Consider the following 18,024-nt stretch of genomic DNA (forward strand, 5'->3'; position numbering starts at 1 on the left):
TCGGGCGTCGGAGGCGCGGTGCGGCCTGAGTACCCTGGGGCCGTGTTGGTTCTGCTGCCCCCTTCGGAGACGAAAGCCGCTGGTGGAGACGGAGCGCCGCTGTCGCTGGCGAACCTGTCGCACCCGGAGTTGAACGAGACCCGGCGCGCGCTGGTCGACGCTCTGTCCACTTTGGCCGGTGATGTTCCACGAAGCCTGGACGTTCTGGGGCTTTCCGAGCGGCAGGCCGACGAGGTGCAGCGCAACGCCGAGCTGTGGACCTCGCCCACGGCCCCCGCGCTGGAGCGCTACACCGGGGTGCTCTACGACGCCCTGGACGTCGGATCGCTGGAATCGGCCGAGCGCAAGCAGGCCGATGCGCGGCTGGCCGTGGCCTCGGCGCTGTTCGGGCTGGTGCGCGGCACGGACTCGATCCCCGCCTACCGGCTCTCCGGAGGCGGCTCGCTGCCCGAGCTGGGGACGTTGCGCAGCGTGTGGCGGCCGGTGCTGGAACCCGTGCTCGCCTCGGCCGACGAGCTGGTGGTGGACCTGCGCTCGGGCGCCTACGCGGCGCTGGCGAAGGTCGGCGGAGCGGTCGAGGTGCGCGTGCTGTCCGAGGACGCCTCGGGCAAGCGCAAGGTGGTCAGCCACCACAACAAGTCCCACAAGGGCCGGCTGGCGCGAGCCCTGGCCTGCGCGCCGGACGAACCCGCGAGTGTCGAGGACGTGCTCGACGTCGCGAGCGGCGCCGGGCTGGACGTGGAGCGCGAGGCCGACCGGAAGCTCTGCATCGTCGTGCGGTGAAAAATCGGTTGCGGGCGGTCATCGGGCTGCTCGACACTGGTCGTCGATGGGGAAGTTCTCATGAAAACCTCCCCACCCGACAACGCCCTGAGGGAAGGAGGTTTGCCGTGGTGGCCGAAGTGACGGTTGTGCGCGCGATTTTCCCGCGCTGTGACACCCCAAACCACCTTCCTCCGCTTCGCGTGCGCTGAAACAGGCTGCTCCAGCGGAGGAATCCGCCCGAGGAGCGCTCAGTCTTGTACGACGATCCCGATTTCATCCGCACCACCAAGCAGTTCAAGCAGCGCAAGTCCGCTGCGGCCAAGCGTCGTCGCTTCGACGACGAACCGGTGCGGCGCGGCCGGCTGACCGAGGAGGAGCGCGGCCACCTGGCCGATCTCCGCGACGAGTCGGAACCGCTTCCGCTGCCCGAGGACGCCGACCGCTGGTCCACCTGGGATTCCGGCGGCCACGGACCGCAGCCGCATCCGGAATGGCTGGTGACCGAGCTGGCAGCGGTCGATCACGAGCTCGGCGTGCTCAAGACCGGCAAGGAGGCCGACGTGCACCTGCTGCGCCGCTCGGTCCCCGGCGGCGATGCGTGCCTGCTCGCGGCCAAGCGCTACCGCGACCTCGAGCACCGCATGTTCCACCGCGACGGCGGCTACCTGGAAGGCAGGCGGTTGCGCCGTTCCCGCGAGATGCGGGCCATCGAGAACCGCACGTCGTTCGGTCGCGGCATGATCGCCCAGCAGTGGGCGGTGGCCGAGTTCACGGTGCTCAGCGCCCTGTGGGAGGCGGGCGCACCGGTCCCCTACCCGGCGCAGCGGGTCGGCACCGAGGTGCTGATGCAGTTCATCGGCAGCCCGGACGGCACGGCCGCGCCACGACTCGCCGCGTTGCGCCCGTCCGACGCGGAGCTCGACGAGCTCTGGGCGCAGCTCGTCGACGCCCTCACCGCCCTGGCCCGCCACGGGTTCACCCACGGCGACCTGTCGGCCTACAACGTGCTCGTGCACGACGGCCGGTTGGTGCTGATCGACCTGCCTCAGGCGGTCGACGTGGTGGCCAACCCGCAGGGCCTGGACTACCTGCGGCGTGACGTGCGCAACATCGCGGGGTGGTTCCGCTCCCGCAGCGGTGACGAGTCCCGCTTCGCCCCCGACGAGCTGGCAGTTGTGCTTGCAGCCGAGGCGAATGCGCGCTGAGCGATGTGGCCCGGCTCTCGGATGCGCCGCACCGGAGCCGGGCCCGGTCGGATAGACTGCGGGATGTCCGCGGCCGGAACCTGGCCGCAATGCGAGCGGCGTCCGCCGCGTTCGCCCACCCATCGGCGCGTGCCTCGCGCCGGGCTCGTCCTCGTGATCGCCCGCGGGAAGACCCGCGACGCCTCCCCGTGACGTGCCAACCTCCCGGGGAGTTCCTTCGTGCCTTCTTCTTCCACGCCCGCACGCCGAAACCAGCAGGGACAGGGACGTCCGCGTCGACGTCGCCCGCAGGCCAAGGCGCAGCCGGTCAAGCGGAGCCTGTTCGACGAGGTCGGTGTGACGGCCGTCGACCCGGCGCCGTTCGCCGATCTCGGCCTGCCCGATCGCCTGGTGCGCGCGCTGCACGACAACGGGATGCGGGAAGCGTTCCCGATCCAGGCCGCCACCATCCCGGACGCGCTGACCGAGCGGGACGTCCTCGGCCGGGGCCAGACGGGTTCCGGCAAGACGCTGGCGTTCGGCCTCCCGCTGCTGGCGCTGCAGACCGGGAGCGCGCGCCCGATGCGCCCGCGCGGTCTGGTGCTGGTGCCCACCCGCGAACTCGCCACCCAGGTCACCGATTCGCTCAAGCCGCTGGCCAAGGCCCTCGGCCTGTACGTTCGCGAGGTCGTCGGCGGCACCTCGTTCAACCGGCAGGTCGACACGCTGCGGCGCGGCGTGGACGTCCTGGTCGCCACGCCGGGCCGGCTCGCCGATCACGTGCGGCAGGGCACCTGCGATCTGTCCGAAGTGGAGCGCACCGCGCTCGACGAGGCCGACCAGATGGCCGACATGGGTTTCCTGCCGCAGGTGCGGGAACTCCTCGACATGGTCCCGTCCGACGGTCAGCGGCTGCTGTTCTCTGCGACGCTCGACGGTGACGTCGACAAGCTCGTCGAGCGGTACATGACCGACCCGGTCGTGCACTCGCTGGCGCCGCCGTCGGCGAGCGTCGACAGCATGGAGCACCACCAGTTCCTGGTGTCGGCGACCGAGAAGCAGTCGGTGCTGGCGCGCATCGCCGCCCGCGAGGGCCGCACCATCATGTTCGTGCGGACCAAGCACCACGCCGACCGGCTCGCCAAGAAGTTGCGCGCGGTGGGCGTGGAAGCCGGTGCGCTGCACGGAGGCAAGGCCCAGAACGCCCGCACCCGCATCCTCGACGAGTTCAAGAACGCCTCCACCAGCACGCTGGTGGCGACGAACGTGGCGGCGCGCGGGATCCACATCGACGACGTGAGCCTCGTCGTGCACGTCGAGCCGCCGGCGGACCCGAAGGACTACCTGCACCGGGCCGGGCGCACGGCGCGCGCGGGTTCCAGCGGAACCGTGGTCACGCTGGTGACCGACGACCAGAAGCAGGCGTTCCGGGCCATGGCCGGTCAGGCCGGGGTCAAGGCGATCACCACCGAGATCCGCCCGGAGGACGCCGAGCTCGCCCGCGTCACCGGTGCTCGCGAGCCGTCCGGTCAGCCGCTGGCCGCTCCGCAGCGGCAGCAGCAGCCGTCGAAGTCCCGCGGTGAGCACCGCCCGCAGCGCGCGCCGCGAGGCACCGAGCCGAGCCGCCGAGGCGGCGGTTCCCACGCCAACCGCAACCGCCGGGGATCCGCCGGCGGCGGTGGTCGTGCGGGCGGGCAGCAGCGCCCGCGCCGCTCCAACTCCCCTCGCTGACTCCAGCGACGGCTGCACGCACGACGGCGCGGTACCGCTCCAATTTCGCGCGAAATTGGAGCGGTACCGCGCCGGGCCTGTCTCTGAACTCGTAAAACACACCCAACCGTGCGAAATATCGGGCTCAATTTCGCGCGAAATTGGGCCGGGCTGGGCTGGGCCGGGCTGGGCTGGGCTGGGCTGGTGTGCTTCGGGCGGGTCAGTCCTTGAGGCCTGCCACCGGGCCGATCACGATGACCGCCGGGGGCTTGATGTCCTGGTCCTGGATGTCCTGGGCCACCCGGGCGAGCGTGGTGCGGAGGGTGCGCTGCGTGCCGGTGGTGGCTTCCTGCACGACGGCGACCGGTGTGTCGGCCGGGCGTCCGTGCTTGATCAGCGTCTCGGCGAAGGCGTCGATGCGCTTGACCGCCATCAGCAGGACCAGCGTGCCGCGCAGCCGGGCCAGGGCCTCCCAGTCGACCAGCGAGCGCTCGTCGTCGGGGGCGACATGACCGGAGACCACGACGGCCTCGTGCGCCACGCCGCGGTGGGTGACCGGCACCTCCGCCATCGCAGGAGCGGAGAACGCGCTGGTCACGCCCGGGACCGTGGTCACGGGGACACCGGCTTCGTCGCAGGCCAGCAATTCCTCGAAGCCGCGCCCGAACACGTACGGGTCGCCGCCCTTGAGCCGAGCCACGAACTTGCCGGCGCGGACGCTCTCGATGAGCGTCTCGTTGATCACCGCTTGGCTGGCCGCCCGGCCGTAGGGGATCTTCGAGGCGTCGATGACCTCGACGTCCGGGCCCAGCTCCTCCAGCAGTTCGCGGGGCGCCAGGTGGTCGGTGATGACCACGTCGGCCTGGGCCAGCAGTCGCCGCCCGCGCACGGTGATCAGGTCGGGTGCGCCGGGGCCGCCGCCGATCAGCGCGACGCCGGGTGCGTGCGGCTCGGTGTGCTCGTCGATCACTCCCGACTGCACGGCTTCGAGCAGCGCGTCGCGAACTCCCGCGCTGCGGCGCGGTTTTCCGCCGGAGAGCACGCCGAACAGCAGTCCGTCGTGCTCGGCCACGGCGGGCGTGACCGCGCTGCCTCCCGCGCCGTGGTCGGCGCGGACGCAGAAGACGCGGTGGCGCTCGGCCTCCGCGACGACGGCGGCGTTGACCTCGTCCGACGCGGTCGCGGCGACCGCGTACCAGGCGCCGTCGAGGTCGCCGTCGCGGTATTCGCGAGGGCTCCAGGTGATCTCGCCCGAGTCCGCCAGCGCTTCCACCGCGGGCGTCGCCAGCGGGGCGATGACCTCGACGGCGGCGCCGGTGCTGATCAGCCGGGGGAGCCGCCGCTGAGCGACGGTCCCGGCACCGATCACCACGACGCGGCGTTCGTTGAGGTCGAGTCCCGCGAGGTAGTGGTTATCCGATGAAGTGGCCATGTCCGTGTCCGTGTGCGTGACCGTGACCGGTCAGGTTCGTCCGGGTGGTGGTGCGGGTGTCCGCGCTGCGCCCAGTCTGTCCTCGAATCCCGGCGGCAGCACCCGGTGTGCGCGGGTGTCGCCGTTGATCCGGGCGTCGTGCGAGATCTCGTGGTGGGCTCCACGACGAGGCCTACCGGGGCACCGCAGTCTCCCAGGTGGTCGGCGGGGCCGTTGCCCGAGCCCCGCTGCGGTCCGGGCCCGCTGCCGCGAGCCCTGCCCAGCCCACCGCCGGTGTCCGTCGGCGCCTGAGAGATGAACGTTCTTTCAACAGTGTCGAAGCGGCAGGTCTCCTGCAAGAGGCGTGAGACCTTGCACACCTCGGCGTCGGCTGCGGGCGGGCCGCTCCCGGCGCTCGGGCCACCTCCGGGTCGGTCGTCACGCGACTTCCGCGCCCTTGCGGGAGGAGAACCGCCACCACATCGCCGCCCCGCCCCAGACCAGCAGGAACAGCCCCAGGGTCAGGTATCCGAGCAGCTCGAACTCCTCGGAGATGGCGGCGATCCCGCTGAGGAAGTCCAGTCCGGACTCGGCCAGGACCCCGCAGAGCACGACGAAGGCGACCAGCGCGGCGAGTCCGACGGTGAGCGCGGTGGTGGTGACGTTTACCCACAGCCGGCGCATCGGGCGGGCCAGCGACCAGGTGTAGGCGCGGGACATGAGGATTCCGTCCACGCTGTCCACAGTGCACATTCCCGCGGCGAACAGCAGGGGCAGGCTCAGCACGGCGATGGCCGAGAGGTCGCCGGCCGGGGAGACCATCGCCAGCACGGTTATCTCGGTGGCGGTCTGCATCCCGAGGCCGAACAGCAGGCCGATGCCGAACAGGTGCCAGGACCGGGCCACGCCCTGCATCCGGCCGCGCAGCACGCGCGCCAGCAGGCCGCGTCGCCCGAGGACGACCTCGACCTCCTCCTCGTCGACGTCGCCGGAGCGGGCGCGGCGCAGCAGCCGCCACGCGTCGCGCAGCACGAACGCGTTGAGCACGGCGAGGGTCAGCAGCACGGTGACCACGATCAGATCCACGGCGGTGGCCATCTGCACACCGGTCTCCTCGGCCCACTGCTGAGCGGCCGGTCCGGCGACGAAGGCGACCGCGCACGCCAGCAGCATCACGACGCTGGCGTGGCCGAGGGCGAACCACATGCCGGTGGAGACCGGTCGCCTGCCGCGCTGCATCAGCAGCCGCGTCGCGTCGTCGATGACGGCCACGTGGTCGGCGTCGAAGCCGTGCCGCAGGCCTAAGAGGTAGGCGGTGGTGCCTGCGGCGGCGAGGCCACCGGCGGCGCTGAAGGCCTGCTGGTGCAGCAGGTAGGCGCCCCACCCCGCGAGGTGCAGGGCTCCGATCGCGGCCAGCAGGTACGCGGCCTTGCGGCGCTCGCGCGCTCCCCAGCCGGTGGTGGTGGTCCGGTTCGCTTCGGCATCCCGAATCATGGGATCTCCGACCTCCTGGGTTCTCCCGCCCGGGGCTCGGTGGACCCGCACCGCGGGTTCGCGGCACGAGGCCGGCGCGCAGTGTCCTGACTCCCGGATCGACGTGGTTCCCCCGCCTTCCGGCTGGTGACAGCCGTGGCGATGGTGGGGACCACTTCCCGGTCACAGTGGCGGGACCGTCCCGGATTCGCACCGGGTTCCTGCACTGTCGGCGACGGACATCCTTGCCTGATCAACGGTCCGAGGTCAAACACGGTGAACTCGATCACGTTCCGTGATCTCGGAAGGGGAATCGGGCCGTCCGGGGCGCTTTCAACCGGCTCGATCCGGGTATTCGGTCGGTGAGCCCGGCGCTCGGGCTCGACGCTGCCTCGAGGAGGCCACCATGAACGAGACGCACTCGATCACGTTGAACCTGCAGGTCGTGGAGGCAGGCGCGAAGACCACCGCCGACGTCGGTTTCACCACGCCCGGCGGCCAGGCGCTGCACGGTCACGGCACGGCGCGCAGGCACCCCGAGGACCCGGAGGTGCCGCAGATCGGCGACGAGATCGCCATCGCCCGCGCCCTGTTCGAACTCGCGCACAAGCTCCTGGACAACGCCTCCAGCGACATCGGCGACCGCCTGCACCGGCGAGTCCACCTCCCGGCCTGAGCCGAGGGGAAGGGGGAAGTTCCGCCTCGGAGCTTCCCCCGCACCCGGTCAGCGCCGGAGGTATTCGAGGACGGCCAGGACCCGGCGGTTGGTGTCGTCGGTCGCGGCCAGGTCGAGCTTGGTGAAGATCCCGGCGATGTGCTTGCTCACCGCGCCATCGCTGAGGTGCAGGTGGGCCGCGATGGCGGCGTTGGAGCGCCCCTCCGCCATCAGCGACAGCACCTCGTTCTCGCGGTCGGTCAGCCGCTGCAGCGGTGTCGATCGACGAGCGAGCAGCGCGGCGATGACCTCCGGATCCATCGCGGTCCCGCCCGCCGCGACGCGGCGCACGGCGTCGACGAACTGCTCCGCGTTGAACACCCGGTCCTTGAGCAGGTAGCCGATGCCGCCGCTGCCGTCGGCGAGCAGTTCCCGCGCGTAGAGCTGTTCGACGTGCTGGGACAGCACCAGGACCGGCAGCCCGGGGGTCCGCTCGCGCGCCACCAGCGCGGCGCGCAGCCCTTCGTCGGTCTGGGTGGGAGGCAGGCGCACGTCGACGACCGCGATGTCGGGTCGCAGGTCCAGCAGCGCCCGCTCCAGCTCCGGTCCGGTCTCGACGGCGGCGATGATCTCGAAGCCGTGCGCGGCCAGCAGGGTGCTCAGCCCGTCCCGCAGCAGGAACAGGTCTTCGGCTAGGACAACGCGCACGGGATCTCCACGATCGCTTCGGTAGGACCGCCGGGTGGGCTGCTGAGCTGCAAGGTCCCGTCGAAGGTACCGAGCCGCGTGCGGATCCCCCGCAGGCCGCTCCCGCGATCGGGATCCGCGCCTCCCACGCCGTCGTCGTCGACGGAGATCCGCAACCGCCCCTCGTGGGCGATGCGGACCCGCACGGTGCTCGCGCGAGCGTGCTTGAGCGCGTTGGTGATCAGCTCGCGGGTGGTGAAGTAGGCGGCTGCCTCCACCGCCGACGGACACCGACCGGGCAGGTCGCCGTCGACGGCGACGGACACGTCGAGATCCAGGGCCAGGGCGCGAATCGCGTCCACCAGGCCTCGCTCGGTGAGCACCGGCGGCCGGATTCCGCGCACCAGCGCGCGCAATTCGGCGAGCGCGTGCCCGGAGTCGGTCTTGCTCTGGTCGAGCAGGTCCCGCGCGCGATCGGGGTCGTGGGCGAGCAGCTGCTCGGCTGCGGCGAGCTTCATCCCCAGCGCCACCAGCCGGGCTTGGGTGCCGTCGTGCAGGTCGCGTTCGATCCGCCGCAGCTCGACGTCCTCGGCGTCGGTGGCGTCGGCGCGGGTGCGGGAGAGCTCACCGACCCGCTGGGCGAGTTCGGCGCGGCGGGTCGGCGACAGCAACCAGCGGGTCCAGCGGCCGTGGGCGCGCAGCAGCGCGGGAGCCGCGGCCAGGACCGCGATGCCGCACGCGAGCCCGAGCGGAATGCCGACGAGCGGTACCTGCGCGAGCCACCGCGCGGGCCCGGACACCTCCGCCCACGGCTCGCCGGTGCCCAGCAGCAGATCACCGAGGCGGACCCAGACCGAGATCCACGCTCCCCAGCCGAAGACCCAGACCAGCAGGACCGCCGGGGCGAACAGCGCGGCCGTGACCGGGGCGTCCCCAAGCAGCCACAGCAGGTCTCGCCAGGTCGCCGGATCGGTCGTGGTGCGTCGGTAGCGGGCGCGCCACAGCGCCGCCGTCGGCGTCCTTTTGAGCGAGCGGCCGACCCGGTAGAGCCCGTCGCTGGTGGGTTCGGGTTCGACCAGCGGCAGGTAGGTCTGCGCCGTCGGCACCCCCGACCAGGAGCCCGCGAGCCTGCGCCCCAGGCCCGCGGCTCGCGCGGAGAGCCCCGCGGCGACCGGCCAGGCTTGCAGCACGAACAGCACGTGGCTGAGCACGAACAGCGCGATCACCAGGGCGGCGACCAGCAGGTTCAGCAGCGACAGCGCGAACAGCACCGCGAGCCGCCACAGGTCGCGGAGGCCGCGGACCGTCCAGCGTTGCCAGCCTCGTTCGGTGCGCGGACCGAGCCGGCTGCGCACCCAGCGGCCGTGCAGCTCCAGCGGCACCCGTCCGAGCAGCACGACCCCGAGCCCCAGCACCGGACCGATGATCGTGTTGACCAGGAAGAAGTCGAGATCGCGCCCGGTGGCGGGATCTTCGCCGATCCACATGACGCGTTGCAGGTAGCGGACCAGGGTCGGCCGCCGGTAGACGGTGTTGTCGTAGCGGTACCAGCCTTCGGCGTCGGGCTGCGGTTCGGGCGGCTCGGGGCGGTACGGGTCGTCGACCTGCACCCCGCTCCAGTCCCGGGCCAGTCGCCGGGAGAGGTCGGCGGCGGCGCGGCACCTGCCGATCAGCCAACCCGATCCGGGCACGCCGATCGAGATCGCGGTCAGTCCCGCGACGTAGCCGGCGAACAGCAGCGGCCCGGCGAGCCCCAGGAACAGCAGGCTCGATCCGATCTTCAGTCGTGTTCTCACGATGCCGAGTCTTTCCGCCGGGGACGGCTCGCACACTGCTGCTGCGTCCCCGACAGGGGTGGAGCTAGCTCCACCCCGAGCGGGAGCCAGCCGGATTCCGCGGGGCCCGGGCGATTCCTAGCGTCGAGAGCATGAGGGATCACCGGAACTTGCGCAGAGCGCGGGCTTTCGCCACGGACCCGGTCGTGCTGCCGGGCGCGGTGGTGCTGATCGTGCTGGTGCTGCTGGGTGCCGAGCCGGGCACCATCGCGGCCACGGCCCTGGCGCTGCCTGCCGCTCACGCGACCTCCGCGAGGACGTCGCGGACCACCTTCGCCGCGCCTTCGGCGACGTCGGCAGGCAGCCCGGGCCGGGCCCGGACCCGCAGCTGAGCGGGATCCAGGCGCGGCAGGTCGCGCCGCTCGACCAGCCCGATCGGCCGAGACCTGGTGGAGGGCAACAACGTCACGCCCAGTCCCGCGCGGGCCGCGGCGAGCACGCCGGAGAGGTCGGCGGCCTCGCAGACCAGGTCCGGCGCCCTGCCCAGCGCGTCCATCGCCTCGATCGCGTGCCTGCGCAGCGTGCAGGGCTGGTCGAACACCACCAGCGGCAGCGGCTGCTCCTCATCCGGCGGTTGCCAGTCCGGTGCGGAGAACCACTCCAGCCGGAACTGACCCGCGTCGATGCTGCGCGCGCCGACGGTGTCGTCGATGAGCAGCGCGATGTCGATGCTGCCGCCGTCGACGGAGTCCGCGAGCCGGGCGGTGCGGTCGAGGCGGAAGCGGATCTCCCTGGCCGGGAAGGCGGCGCGCAGCCCGGAGGCCAGTTCGGGCAGGAAGCGGTCGGCGGCGTGCTCGGTGGAGCCGAACACCAGCGTCCCGCGTCCTTCGGCGCCGAGCCTGCGGATCGCGTCGTCGTGCACGTCGAGGATGCGGCGGGCCTCGGCCAGCAGCAGTTCGCCCTCGGCCGTGAACCGGGCCTGCCTGCCCTCGCGCACCACCAGCTTCCGGTCGGTCACCCGCTCCAGCTTGCGCAGGTGCTGGCTGATCGCCGACTGCGTCAGGTACAGCGCCGCCGCGGCTCGGTGGAACCCGCCGCAGTCGGCGACGGCCACCAGGCTGCGCAACGCGACGACGTCGAGCACCGCACTCATGCCCGCCATCCTAGACCGATAAGCAACCGCGATCGGTCGCGATCTCTTATCCTCGTTGGACACAGCGGCGCGCGGGCTGAAGCCTCAAGGGCATGCACCGGTCGCGGTCGATCCCGCTCTCGCTCGCCACTCCCATCGTCTTCTTCTGGGCCAGCGGCTATCCGACCGGCGCGCTCGGGGTCGCCGCCGCACCGCCGTTCCTGCTCACCGCGGTGCGCCTGGCTCTCGCGACAGCGGTGCTGGCGGTGATCGCGCTGGCGAGCGGAGCGGTGTGGCCGCGAGGCGGCGGGCTCGGCCACTGCGCCGCGGCCGGCCTGCTCACGCAGGCGACGCAGTTCGGCGGCTGCTACGGCGGGATGGCCGCGGGAGTGCCCGCCTCGGTGACGGCCCTGGTGATCTCGATGAACCCGGTGCTCACGGCGGCCCTCGCGGCGGTGCTGCTGCGGGAGAAGCTGAGCCGGCGGCGCCTGCTCGGCCTCGTGCTGGGCGTGCTGGCGGTGCTGGTGACCCTCGGCGGCCAGGTCGCCGCCGAAGGCGAGTGGAACCCGGCGGTCCTGCTGACGCTGCTCGGCCTGCTCGGGTTCTCGGTCGGCGGCCTCTACCAGCAGCGCTACTGCGGTGGCGTGGACCTCCGCTCCGGCACGGCGGTGCAGACCGCCACCGCGGCGCTGGTGGTCGGGCTGATCGCCCTGTTCGAGCACGGACAGGTCACGCATTGGGCGCAGGCGGGGATCTCCGTGCTGTGGCTGACGATCACCGGCTCGGTGCTGGGCGTGAGCTGCTACCTGCGAGCGGTGGCCGTCGGCGGCGCGGCGCGAGCGAGCGCCCTGTTCAGCGCCGTTCCACCGGTCACCGCGGTGCTCGCGTGGCCGATCCTCGGCGAAACTCCTTCGGCCGCCGCGGTTCTCGGAATCGCCTTGGCGGCCACCGCGTGCGTGCTGGGCACCCGTTCGGGGACGCGCGATCCTTCGCCGATCCCGGAACGGGCGTCGGGAGCCGAGCCGCGCGTCTGATCAGACGGCCCTCCGGATCCGCTCCCACGCCGCTTCGACGTGGCGGCGTTCGGTCGCCGGGGAGCCGATCGCCAGTCGCAGCAGCGTTCGCCCGCCGATCTTGGTGTGGGTGAGGTAGAGGTCGCCGGAGTCGTTGAGGGCGTTCATCACCCGGTGCGTGCGCTCGTCTGCCTCGGCGTCGGACAGGTCCGGGTAGCGCGGCCGGAAGCAGACCAGCGCCAGCGGATGTGGTTCCAGCAGCTCGAAATCCGGGTCCTCGCGCACCCAGCCGGCGAACTCCTGGGCCAGCGCGACGGTGCCGCGGATGTGCGCGCGCAGCCCTTCGGCGCCGTACCAGCGCAGCACCGAGAACAGCTTCAACGACCGGAACCGGCGGCCGAGCGGGACCTGCCAGTCCCGGTAGTCGATCACCTCGCCGGATTCGGTGGCCGCGTTGCGCAGGTACTCCGGCAGGATCGACAGGGCCTCGATCATCGGCGCCCGGTCGGCCAGCCACATCGCGCTGCAGTCGAAGTTGGTCAGCAGCCACTTGTGCGGGTTGGTGCAGTAGGAGTCGGCGAACTCGGCGACGCCGTCGTTGATCCAGCGCAGCTCCGGGCACACCGCCGCGACACCCGCGTAGGCGGCGTCGACGTGCAACCAGACTCCCCGCTCGCGGCACACCTCCCCGATCTCGCGCACCGGGTCGATCGCGGTGGTCGAGGTGGTGCCGATCGTCGCGCACACCATCGTCGGCACCGCACCGGCTTCCACGTCCGCGGCGATGAGCTCGTCCAGCTGACGCGGATCCATGCCCAGCGTGTCCGGGTCGGTGCCGACCACCCGCACGTTGTCCGAGCCGATGCCCGCCAGCCGCGCGGCCCGCTCCAGCGAGGAGTGGGTGTGCTCGGAGGCGTAGAGGGTGTGCCTGCGGCGCAGGCCCCGGCGGGCGACGTCCTCGCCGGTCCGCTGCAGCGCGGCCAGGCACGCCACCAGCACCGCGCTGGAGGCCGAGTCCTGGATGACGCCACCACCGGCCGCGTCGGTGCGGAAGTGCGCGGGCAGGCCGAGCAGTTCCACGAGCCAGTCCATCACGGTGGTTTCGAGCTCGGTGCACGCCGGGCTCGTCGCCCACACCATGCCCTGCACGCCGAGGCCGCTGGAGAGCAGATCGCCGAAGATCGACGGCCCGGTCGAGTTCGACGGGAAGTAGGCGAAGAAACCCGGGTGCTGCCAGTGCGTCACGCCGGGCAGCAGGATCTCGTCGAGGTCGCGGAGGACCTGCTCGAAACCCTCTCCGCGCTCCGGCGGGTGCGCCGGGAGCTGCGCCCGCACCTCGCCCGGTTCCACCTGCGATCGCACCGGCAACGACTCGATCCCCGCCCGGTAGTCCGCGATCCAGTCCACGACCTGCTTGCCGACCCGCCGGAACTCCTCCGGCGACATGTCTCCGCTCACGCCGTCAGCCTGCCACCCCGGGCGCGGCGATCCCAGCGTCAGCCCGCGTCGTCGGCCATCCAGCGGTGGCCGCTCGGGGTGACCATCCGGCGTCCGACCACAGTGGACTGCGAGGAGCCGACGACGACCGTGGTGAGCATGTCCACGTCAGCCGGGTCGAACTCGGAGATCGGGGCGCACCAGACCGTCTGGTCCGCGCGGCTCGCCTGGCGCACCGCACCCACCGGCGTGGTCGCCGGGCGGTGCTCGGCGAGTACCTCCAGCGCGCGGGCCAGCTGCCAGTGGAGGTTGCGGGAACGCGGGTTGTAGAAGCAGACCACCAGGTCGCTCTCGGCGGCCGCCCGGATCCGGCGCTCGATGACCTCCCACGGCGTGTGCAGGTCGGACAGGCTGATCAGCGCGTGGTCGTGGCCGAGCGGCGCACCCAGCAACGCCGATGCCGACAGCGCCGCCGTGACACCCGGAACCCCGACGACCTCGATGTCCACGTCGGCCTTCTCCAGCGCCGGGCTGGCCATCGCGAACACGCCCGAGTCGCCCGAGCCGATCAGCACGACCGCACGGCCCCGCTCGGCCTGCTCCACCGCATCGGCCGCGCGGGCGTCATCGGCCCCCAGCGGGGTGCCGCGCTCCTCGGTGCCGGGCCGCAGCAGGTGCCGGATCTGGTCGAGGTGCCGGTCGAGGCCCACGACCACCGAGGCGCGGCGCAGCTCGGCGTCGGCGCGAGGCGTGCGCAGATCGGGCGCGCCGGGTCCGAGGCCGACGATGGCGAGCCTGCCGCGCGGCCGGATGCGCGCGGCGGCCGCGGTGACGCCCTCGCCCTTGATCTTGTCCGCGACCAGCTCGACCGGAGCCCCGTAGGCGAGTTCGGCGGCGGCGTGCAGCGCGGACGCCTCGGCGACGCTGGGAGTTCCGGCCTCGCACCGCACCACCTCGCTCGGGTTGGGCACGACGACGCCGGCCAGCACCTCGGACGGGTAGGTCAGCAGCGACAGCTCGTCGCCGCCGTCGCTGGAGTGCCAGAACCCCAGGTCCTGCACCGCGTCGAGGATGCCCGCCTCCTCCGCCTTGACGTCGGCGGTGGCGAACGCGCGGATGGCGCGCGGATCCAGGCCTCGCTCGCTGTCGAGCCTGGCGATGGTCTCGGTGACCGCGGTGCGCGAAACACCGCTCGCCGACCCGACCCCGACGACCAGGGTGCGCGGGATGAGGCGCAGCGTGCGCTCCTCCTGCTCGGTCGGTCGGCGGTCGTCGATCACCACCGTCCACAGCGGACCGACGACCTCGGTGCCGACGTTGGGCGGCAGCGCGGGAAGCGGGAAGCCGTGCGGGTTGACCAGCCGGACCGGGGCGCCGTCGAGGATCGCCCCGCCGCAGGCCGGCAGGTCTCCGTCGACGGTGGCGTCGAGCTGGTCGACCAGTTCGTCCAGCGCGGTCGTGCCCGTGGTCTCCGGATCCGTGGTGGTCACCGCCGCGCAATCGAGGACGTCCGCGACCTGCTCGGCCAGCGAGTTGGCGGCACCGTCGTGGCCACCGGTCAGCGCGATCGCGAAGCGCTGCGCCTCGTCGACGCTGACGATGCCCGGGTCGGTGCGCTCGTCCTGCAGCAGCGGAGCGACCAGGCGGATCGTCGCGCCGCTGGCCAGGAAGAACACGGCCGCGTCGAGGTGGTCCCAGAGGCGCCGCACGGCTGGGCCGATCGGGCCGTCGGCGACCAGGGCCTCGGGCCCCAGCCGTCCGGCGAGTTCCGCGGCCGCCCGCCGTCCCGCCGCGGTCACCGCGAACAGACCGATCACTGCTTCTCCCCCGCTCGTCGTCACCTGCCCGGTTCGGGTGACACCCTAGGGCACGTCCGAGCGAGCCGGTCCCGGCGCGCGATCAGCCCCGGCCGACCTCGCGCCGGGCTGGATCAGGGCTTCTTCTGCGCCGTGATCAGCACGACCGGGTTGGCAGCTTCCAGCTGGGTGGAGTTGTCCTCCAGCTCCGCCAGGCGGGACGCCGCCAGCTGGACGCCGTGTACCTCGTACCCGGCCGAGCGGAGGGTCTCGCGGGTCGGCGCGACCCGGTCGAGCGCGGACAGGGCGACCACGACGCGAGACGCCCCGGCGTGGGCGCAGGCGGTGACGACCTCCTGGCCGCCGCCTCCCACGTAGATCGAGTCCGGCTTGGGCAGCTCGCGCAGCGCCTGCGGGGCCTTGCCCTCCTCGATCCGGACGTCGACGCCGTGCCCCGCGGCGTTGGTGACCAGCCGGACCACCTGCGCCTCGTCGGACTCGATCGCGATGGTGGCAGCGCCCATCCGGGCGCACTCCACGGCCACCGAACCGGAACCCGCTCCCACGTCCCAGACCAGCGCACCGGGCCTCGGGGCGAGCCGGGCCAGCGCCACGGCGCGCACCTCGGCACCGGTGATCATGCCGTCGCGGTGCGAGAACTCGTCCTCCGACAGCGCCCACCCGGTCGCGGGCGGGACCGGCTCGCCACCGGCCATCCAGCCGCGCGGCGGCACCTCGTCGGCGTCGGCCAGGCACAGCACGACGTTGGGCTCGAACCAGCTGCGCTTGGCCGCCTCGGCCGGCTCCACGGTCACCACGGACTCGTTCGGACCGCCCAGGTCCTCCGCGACGATCATGGTGCGTCGCCAGCCCGCCAGCCCGGACGCGATCTGCGCGGGTCCCGACTTCGGTGCGGTCAGCACGGCCACCGCGGAGCGGGCGCGGCACACGTTGATCGCCGCTCCCAGGTCGCTCCCGTGCGCGCTGACGACCACGACGTCGTCCCACGAACGTCCCGCGCGCGCCATCAAGCGCTGGACGCTGGAGGTCGCGGGCAGCACCGTGCAGCGGATGCCGCGCTCCCGCAGGGCGCGGACCGCGCCGAAGAACCCGGGATCGCCGGAGGCCAGCACGACGCCCCGCTCGTCGCCGGACAGCGAGAACAGCGCGTTGAGCGCCGGTTCCAGCGGACCCAGCTCCAGGCGTTTCGCGTGGTCGGGGGCGTGCGCGTCGAGGTGCCGCTTGCCTCCCACGACCAGTCGCGCCTGCTCCATCGCCTCGGCACCACCCGGCGGCAGCGTTGCGCCGTCGACCCCGATCACCGTGACTGCCACGTCACCCACCTCGCTTCGGTGGCCGCGACCACGTGCTGCGCCTGGCGATCGACCAGGACCCGAGCACGCGGCCCTCGACCGCACTCCTCGCTGAACGGCTCCAATACTGCGGCCACGGGGGCGCGCACGCGGTGCGCACACGCCGGGGAACGGCCACCGCGCTGCCACACCTCATACGGGCGGCGGGCGACGGCGGGTTCAGCGGCGGATCACTCCGACGTCTCGTCCGGCTTGGCCGGGGGCTTGCGCTTGGCGGTCTGCTTGGACTTGCCGGAGCTCGGCTTGGCCGGAGCCTTGCGCTTGGCCGTGCTGGACTTCGCCGCGCTCGTCTGCTTGCGCGCGGTACCGGTCTTGGCCGTGGTCCGGGTCGCCGCGGACCCCGACGACGTGCTCGATTCCTGCTGCGGCGCAACGGGTTCCGGATCGCCGGCCTCGTCGGTGCCGAACAGCTGCGACTGCGATTCGTCGGCTTCGCGGATCGAGATGGTGCGATTCGCGCCGAACCGCGCCGCTCCCCGGGCGGACTCCTGCCAGTCGCGGACGGCCCACCACGCCGCGTCGGACTCCTTGAGCTTGCCGGAATCGCCCTCCGCGGGCTTCGCGGGCGGCGTCTCGGCTCGCTGGGGCTCCCCGGACTTCTCGCGCGGGGGGTCGAGGCGGCGAACGGGACGCTCGGCGCGCAGCGGGCGGCGGGACTCCCGGTCCGGTTTGCGGTAGGAGTGGAACTGCCCCGAGTGGTACGAGTGCGAGCGGCTGCCGCCCGCGTTGAGGCCCTTGCCGATGATGAACAAGGTGTGCCGCCACAGCTTGTGCTTCTTGCAGTCGGCTTCGAGCTCGCCGAGCGTGCTGCGCACCAGCAGCTCATCCGGCCAGGTCACCTTGTAGGCGACCAGCACCGGGGTGTCGTCCGGGTAGCCGCCCGCGCGCAGCTCCTCGACGAGCTGGCTGGTGCGCGCGGCGGAGAGGAACAGCGCCATCGTGGTGCCGTGCTTGGCGAACTCGCGCACCGTCTCGCCATCGGGCATCGCCGTCTTGGCGCCCTCCAGGCGGGTCAGCACCAGCGACTGCGCGACGTCCGGGACGGTCAGCTCGCGGCCGATCGCGGCTGCCGCAGCGGAGAAGGCGGGAACGCCGGGCACGATCTCGACCTCGACGTTCATCCGTGCCGCGGCGTCGTGCTGCTCCTGGACCCCGCCCCACAGCGAGGGATCGCCGGAGTGCACGCGGGCCACGTTGAGCTTGTCGCGCTCGGCCCGCCGGAAGATCTCCACCGCCTGCTCGTGGGTGAGCCGGGAGGAGTCGATGAGCTCCGCGTCGGACCGCGCGTGCTCCTGCACGCATTCCGGGGTGACCAGGCTCGCGGTCCACACCACGATGTCGGCCTCGGCGATTCGCTTGGCTCCGCGGAGCGTGATCAGGTCGGCCGCGCCGGGTCCGGCGCCAACGAACGAGATCCGACCAGTCACCATGGTTCTCCTCTTCCGCCTCTGGGTGGCAGCACTACCACTGTCGACAACTCAAGGCGCTTCATCCACATCGGATGACTCGGCGAGCGGCACCGGGTTGCCGGAGGCCCGACGCGGACCGAGCGGTGCACCGCGCACCGCCTCGGGCGTCGCCCGCCGCCGCAGGCGACGACCGTACCTCGCGGC

At 72.5% G+C, this 18,024-nt stretch carries 14 protein-coding genes and 1 riboswitch; of the genes, 5 read left to right on the top strand and 9 right to left on the bottom strand.

Going from position 1 to position 18,024, the window contains the following annotated elements; translation table 11 throughout:
• The first annotated feature begins 42 nt into the window (after positions 1 to 42).
• From yaaA to ACYVF3_RS15400, 3 genes are all read left to right on the top strand, one after another.
• The gene (gene yaaA / locus ACYVF3_RS15390) at positions 43 to 783 is read left to right on the top strand and encodes a peroxide stress protein YaaA (protein WP_461154905.1); all 741 of its coding nucleotides are present in this window, start codon (positions 43 to 45) and stop codon (positions 781 to 783) included.
• Between the two features lie 257 nt (positions 784 to 1,040).
• On the top strand, positions 1,041 to 1,970 hold the full coding sequence (locus ACYVF3_RS15395) for a serine protein kinase RIO (protein ID WP_461155002.1): 930 nt from the start codon (positions 1,041 to 1,043) through the stop codon (positions 1,968 to 1,970).
• Positions 1,971 to 2,189: 219 nt separating this feature from the next.
• Entirely contained in the window at positions 2,190 to 3,680 is a 1,491-nt protein-coding gene (locus tag ACYVF3_RS15400) for a DEAD/DEAH box helicase (protein WP_461154906.1), read from the top strand.
• A gap of 199 nt (positions 3,681 to 3,879) precedes the next feature.
• Here ACYVF3_RS15400 and cobA read toward each other — a convergent pair whose 3' ends face one another.
• Positions 3,880 to 5,091 (bottom strand): uroporphyrinogen-III C-methyltransferase, encoded by a 1,212-nt coding sequence (cobA, locus tag ACYVF3_RS15405; RefSeq protein WP_461154907.1) that lies wholly within the window; start codon positions 5,089 to 5,091, stop codon positions 3,880 to 3,882.
• 417 nt (positions 5,092 to 5,508) lie between these two features.
• Positions 5,509 to 6,564 carry a HoxN/HupN/NixA family nickel/cobalt transporter gene (locus tag ACYVF3_RS15410; RefSeq protein ID WP_461154908.1) on the bottom strand — a complete coding sequence of 352 codons (1,056 nt, stop codon included), beginning with the start codon at positions 6,562 to 6,564 and terminating at the stop codon, positions 5,509 to 5,511.
• A gap of 79 nt (positions 6,565 to 6,643) precedes the next feature.
• Positions 6,644 to 6,767: riboswitch (cobalamin riboswitch) on the bottom strand.
• Between the two features lie 182 nt (positions 6,768 to 6,949).
• Between ACYVF3_RS15410 and ACYVF3_RS15415 the strand changes: the two genes are divergently transcribed.
• Positions 6,950 to 7,219, top strand: coding sequence for a DUF1876 domain-containing protein (locus tag ACYVF3_RS15415; protein ID WP_145737584.1), 270 nt, complete (start codon positions 6,950 to 6,952; stop codon positions 7,217 to 7,219).
• Positions 7,220 to 7,267: 48 nt separating this feature from the next.
• Here the strand turns inward: ACYVF3_RS15415 and ACYVF3_RS15420 are convergent, their stop codons facing one another.
• From ACYVF3_RS15420 to ACYVF3_RS15430, 3 genes are all read right to left on the bottom strand, one after another.
• A complete protein-coding gene (locus tag ACYVF3_RS15420; RefSeq protein ID WP_461154909.1) occupies positions 7,268 to 7,906 on the bottom strand; it encodes a LuxR C-terminal-related transcriptional regulator in 639 nt (212 codons plus the stop codon).
• Complete coding sequence (locus ACYVF3_RS15425; RefSeq protein WP_461154910.1) at positions 7,891 to 9,681, bottom strand: sensor histidine kinase; 1,791 nt, start codon at positions 9,679 to 9,681, stop codon at positions 7,891 to 7,893. Before ACYVF3_RS15425 ends, ACYVF3_RS15420 begins: the two co-directional genes overlap by 16 nt.
• Before the next feature lie 277 nt (positions 9,682 to 9,958).
• Positions 9,959 to 10,813, bottom strand: a complete 855-nt coding sequence (locus ACYVF3_RS15430) for a LysR substrate-binding domain-containing protein (protein ID WP_461154911.1) — start codon at positions 10,811 to 10,813, stop codon at positions 9,959 to 9,961.
• 92 nt (positions 10,814 to 10,905) lie between these two features.
• Between ACYVF3_RS15430 and ACYVF3_RS15435 the strand changes: the two genes are divergently transcribed.
• On the top strand, positions 10,906 to 11,826 hold the full coding sequence (locus ACYVF3_RS15435; protein ID WP_461154912.1) for a DMT family transporter: 921 nt from the start codon (positions 10,906 to 10,908) through the stop codon (positions 11,824 to 11,826).
• Here ACYVF3_RS15435 and ACYVF3_RS15440 read toward each other — a convergent pair whose 3' ends face one another.
• The 4 genes from ACYVF3_RS15440 to cobM all read right to left on the bottom strand — a co-directional run bounded on the left by ACYVF3_RS15440 (position 11,827) and on the right by cobM (position 17,841).
• Entirely contained in the window at positions 11,827 to 13,251 is a 1,425-nt protein-coding gene (locus ACYVF3_RS15440; RefSeq protein WP_461155003.1) for an aminotransferase class I/II-fold pyridoxal phosphate-dependent enzyme, read from the bottom strand.
• A gap of 50 nt (positions 13,252 to 13,301) precedes the next feature.
• Positions 13,302 to 15,059: a precorrin-3B C(17)-methyltransferase gene (gene cobJ, locus ACYVF3_RS15445; protein WP_461154913.1), complete on the bottom strand. Its 1,758-nt coding sequence runs from the start codon at positions 15,057 to 15,059 to the stop codon at positions 13,302 to 13,304.
• Between the two features lie 113 nt (positions 15,060 to 15,172).
• Positions 15,173 to 16,372: a precorrin-6y C5,15-methyltransferase (decarboxylating) subunit CbiE gene (cbiE, locus tag ACYVF3_RS15450; RefSeq protein WP_461154914.1), complete on the bottom strand. Its 1,200-nt coding sequence runs from the start codon at positions 16,370 to 16,372 to the stop codon at positions 15,173 to 15,175.
• 209 nt (positions 16,373 to 16,581) lie between these two features.
• Entirely contained in the window at positions 16,582 to 17,841 is a 1,260-nt protein-coding gene (gene cobM / locus ACYVF3_RS15455; protein ID WP_461154915.1) for a precorrin-4 C(11)-methyltransferase, read from the bottom strand.
• Between the last annotated feature and the right edge of the window lie 183 nt (positions 17,842 to 18,024).

The sequence above is a fragment of the Saccharopolyspora tripterygii genome (assembly GCF_054778355.1).

Coding starts and splice junctions, on each gene's coding strand:
- cobA (WP_461154907.1), bottom strand. CDS start 5,091: ATGGCCACTTCATCGGATAACCACTACCTCGCGGGACTCGACCTCAAC.
- ACYVF3_RS15410 (WP_461154908.1), bottom strand. CDS start 6,564: ATGATTCGGGATGCCGAAGCGAACCGGACCACCACCACCGGCTGGGGA.
- ACYVF3_RS15415 (WP_145737584.1), top strand. CDS start 6,950: ATGAACGAGACGCACTCGATCACGTTGAACCTGCAGGTCGTGGAGGCA.
- ACYVF3_RS15430 (WP_461154911.1), bottom strand. CDS start 10,813: ATGAGTGCGGTGCTCGACGTCGTCGCGTTGCGCAGCCTGGTGGCCGTC.
- ACYVF3_RS15435 (WP_461154912.1), top strand. CDS start 10,906: ATGCACCGGTCGCGGTCGATCCCGCTCTCGCTCGCCACTCCCATCGTC.
- ACYVF3_RS15440 (WP_461155003.1), bottom strand. CDS start 13,251: ATGTCGCCGGAGGAGTTCCGGCGGGTCGGCAAGCAGGTCGTGGACTGG.
- cobM (WP_461154915.1), bottom strand. CDS start 17,841: ATGGTGACTGGTCGGATCTCGTTCGTTGGCGCCGGACCCGGCGCGGCC.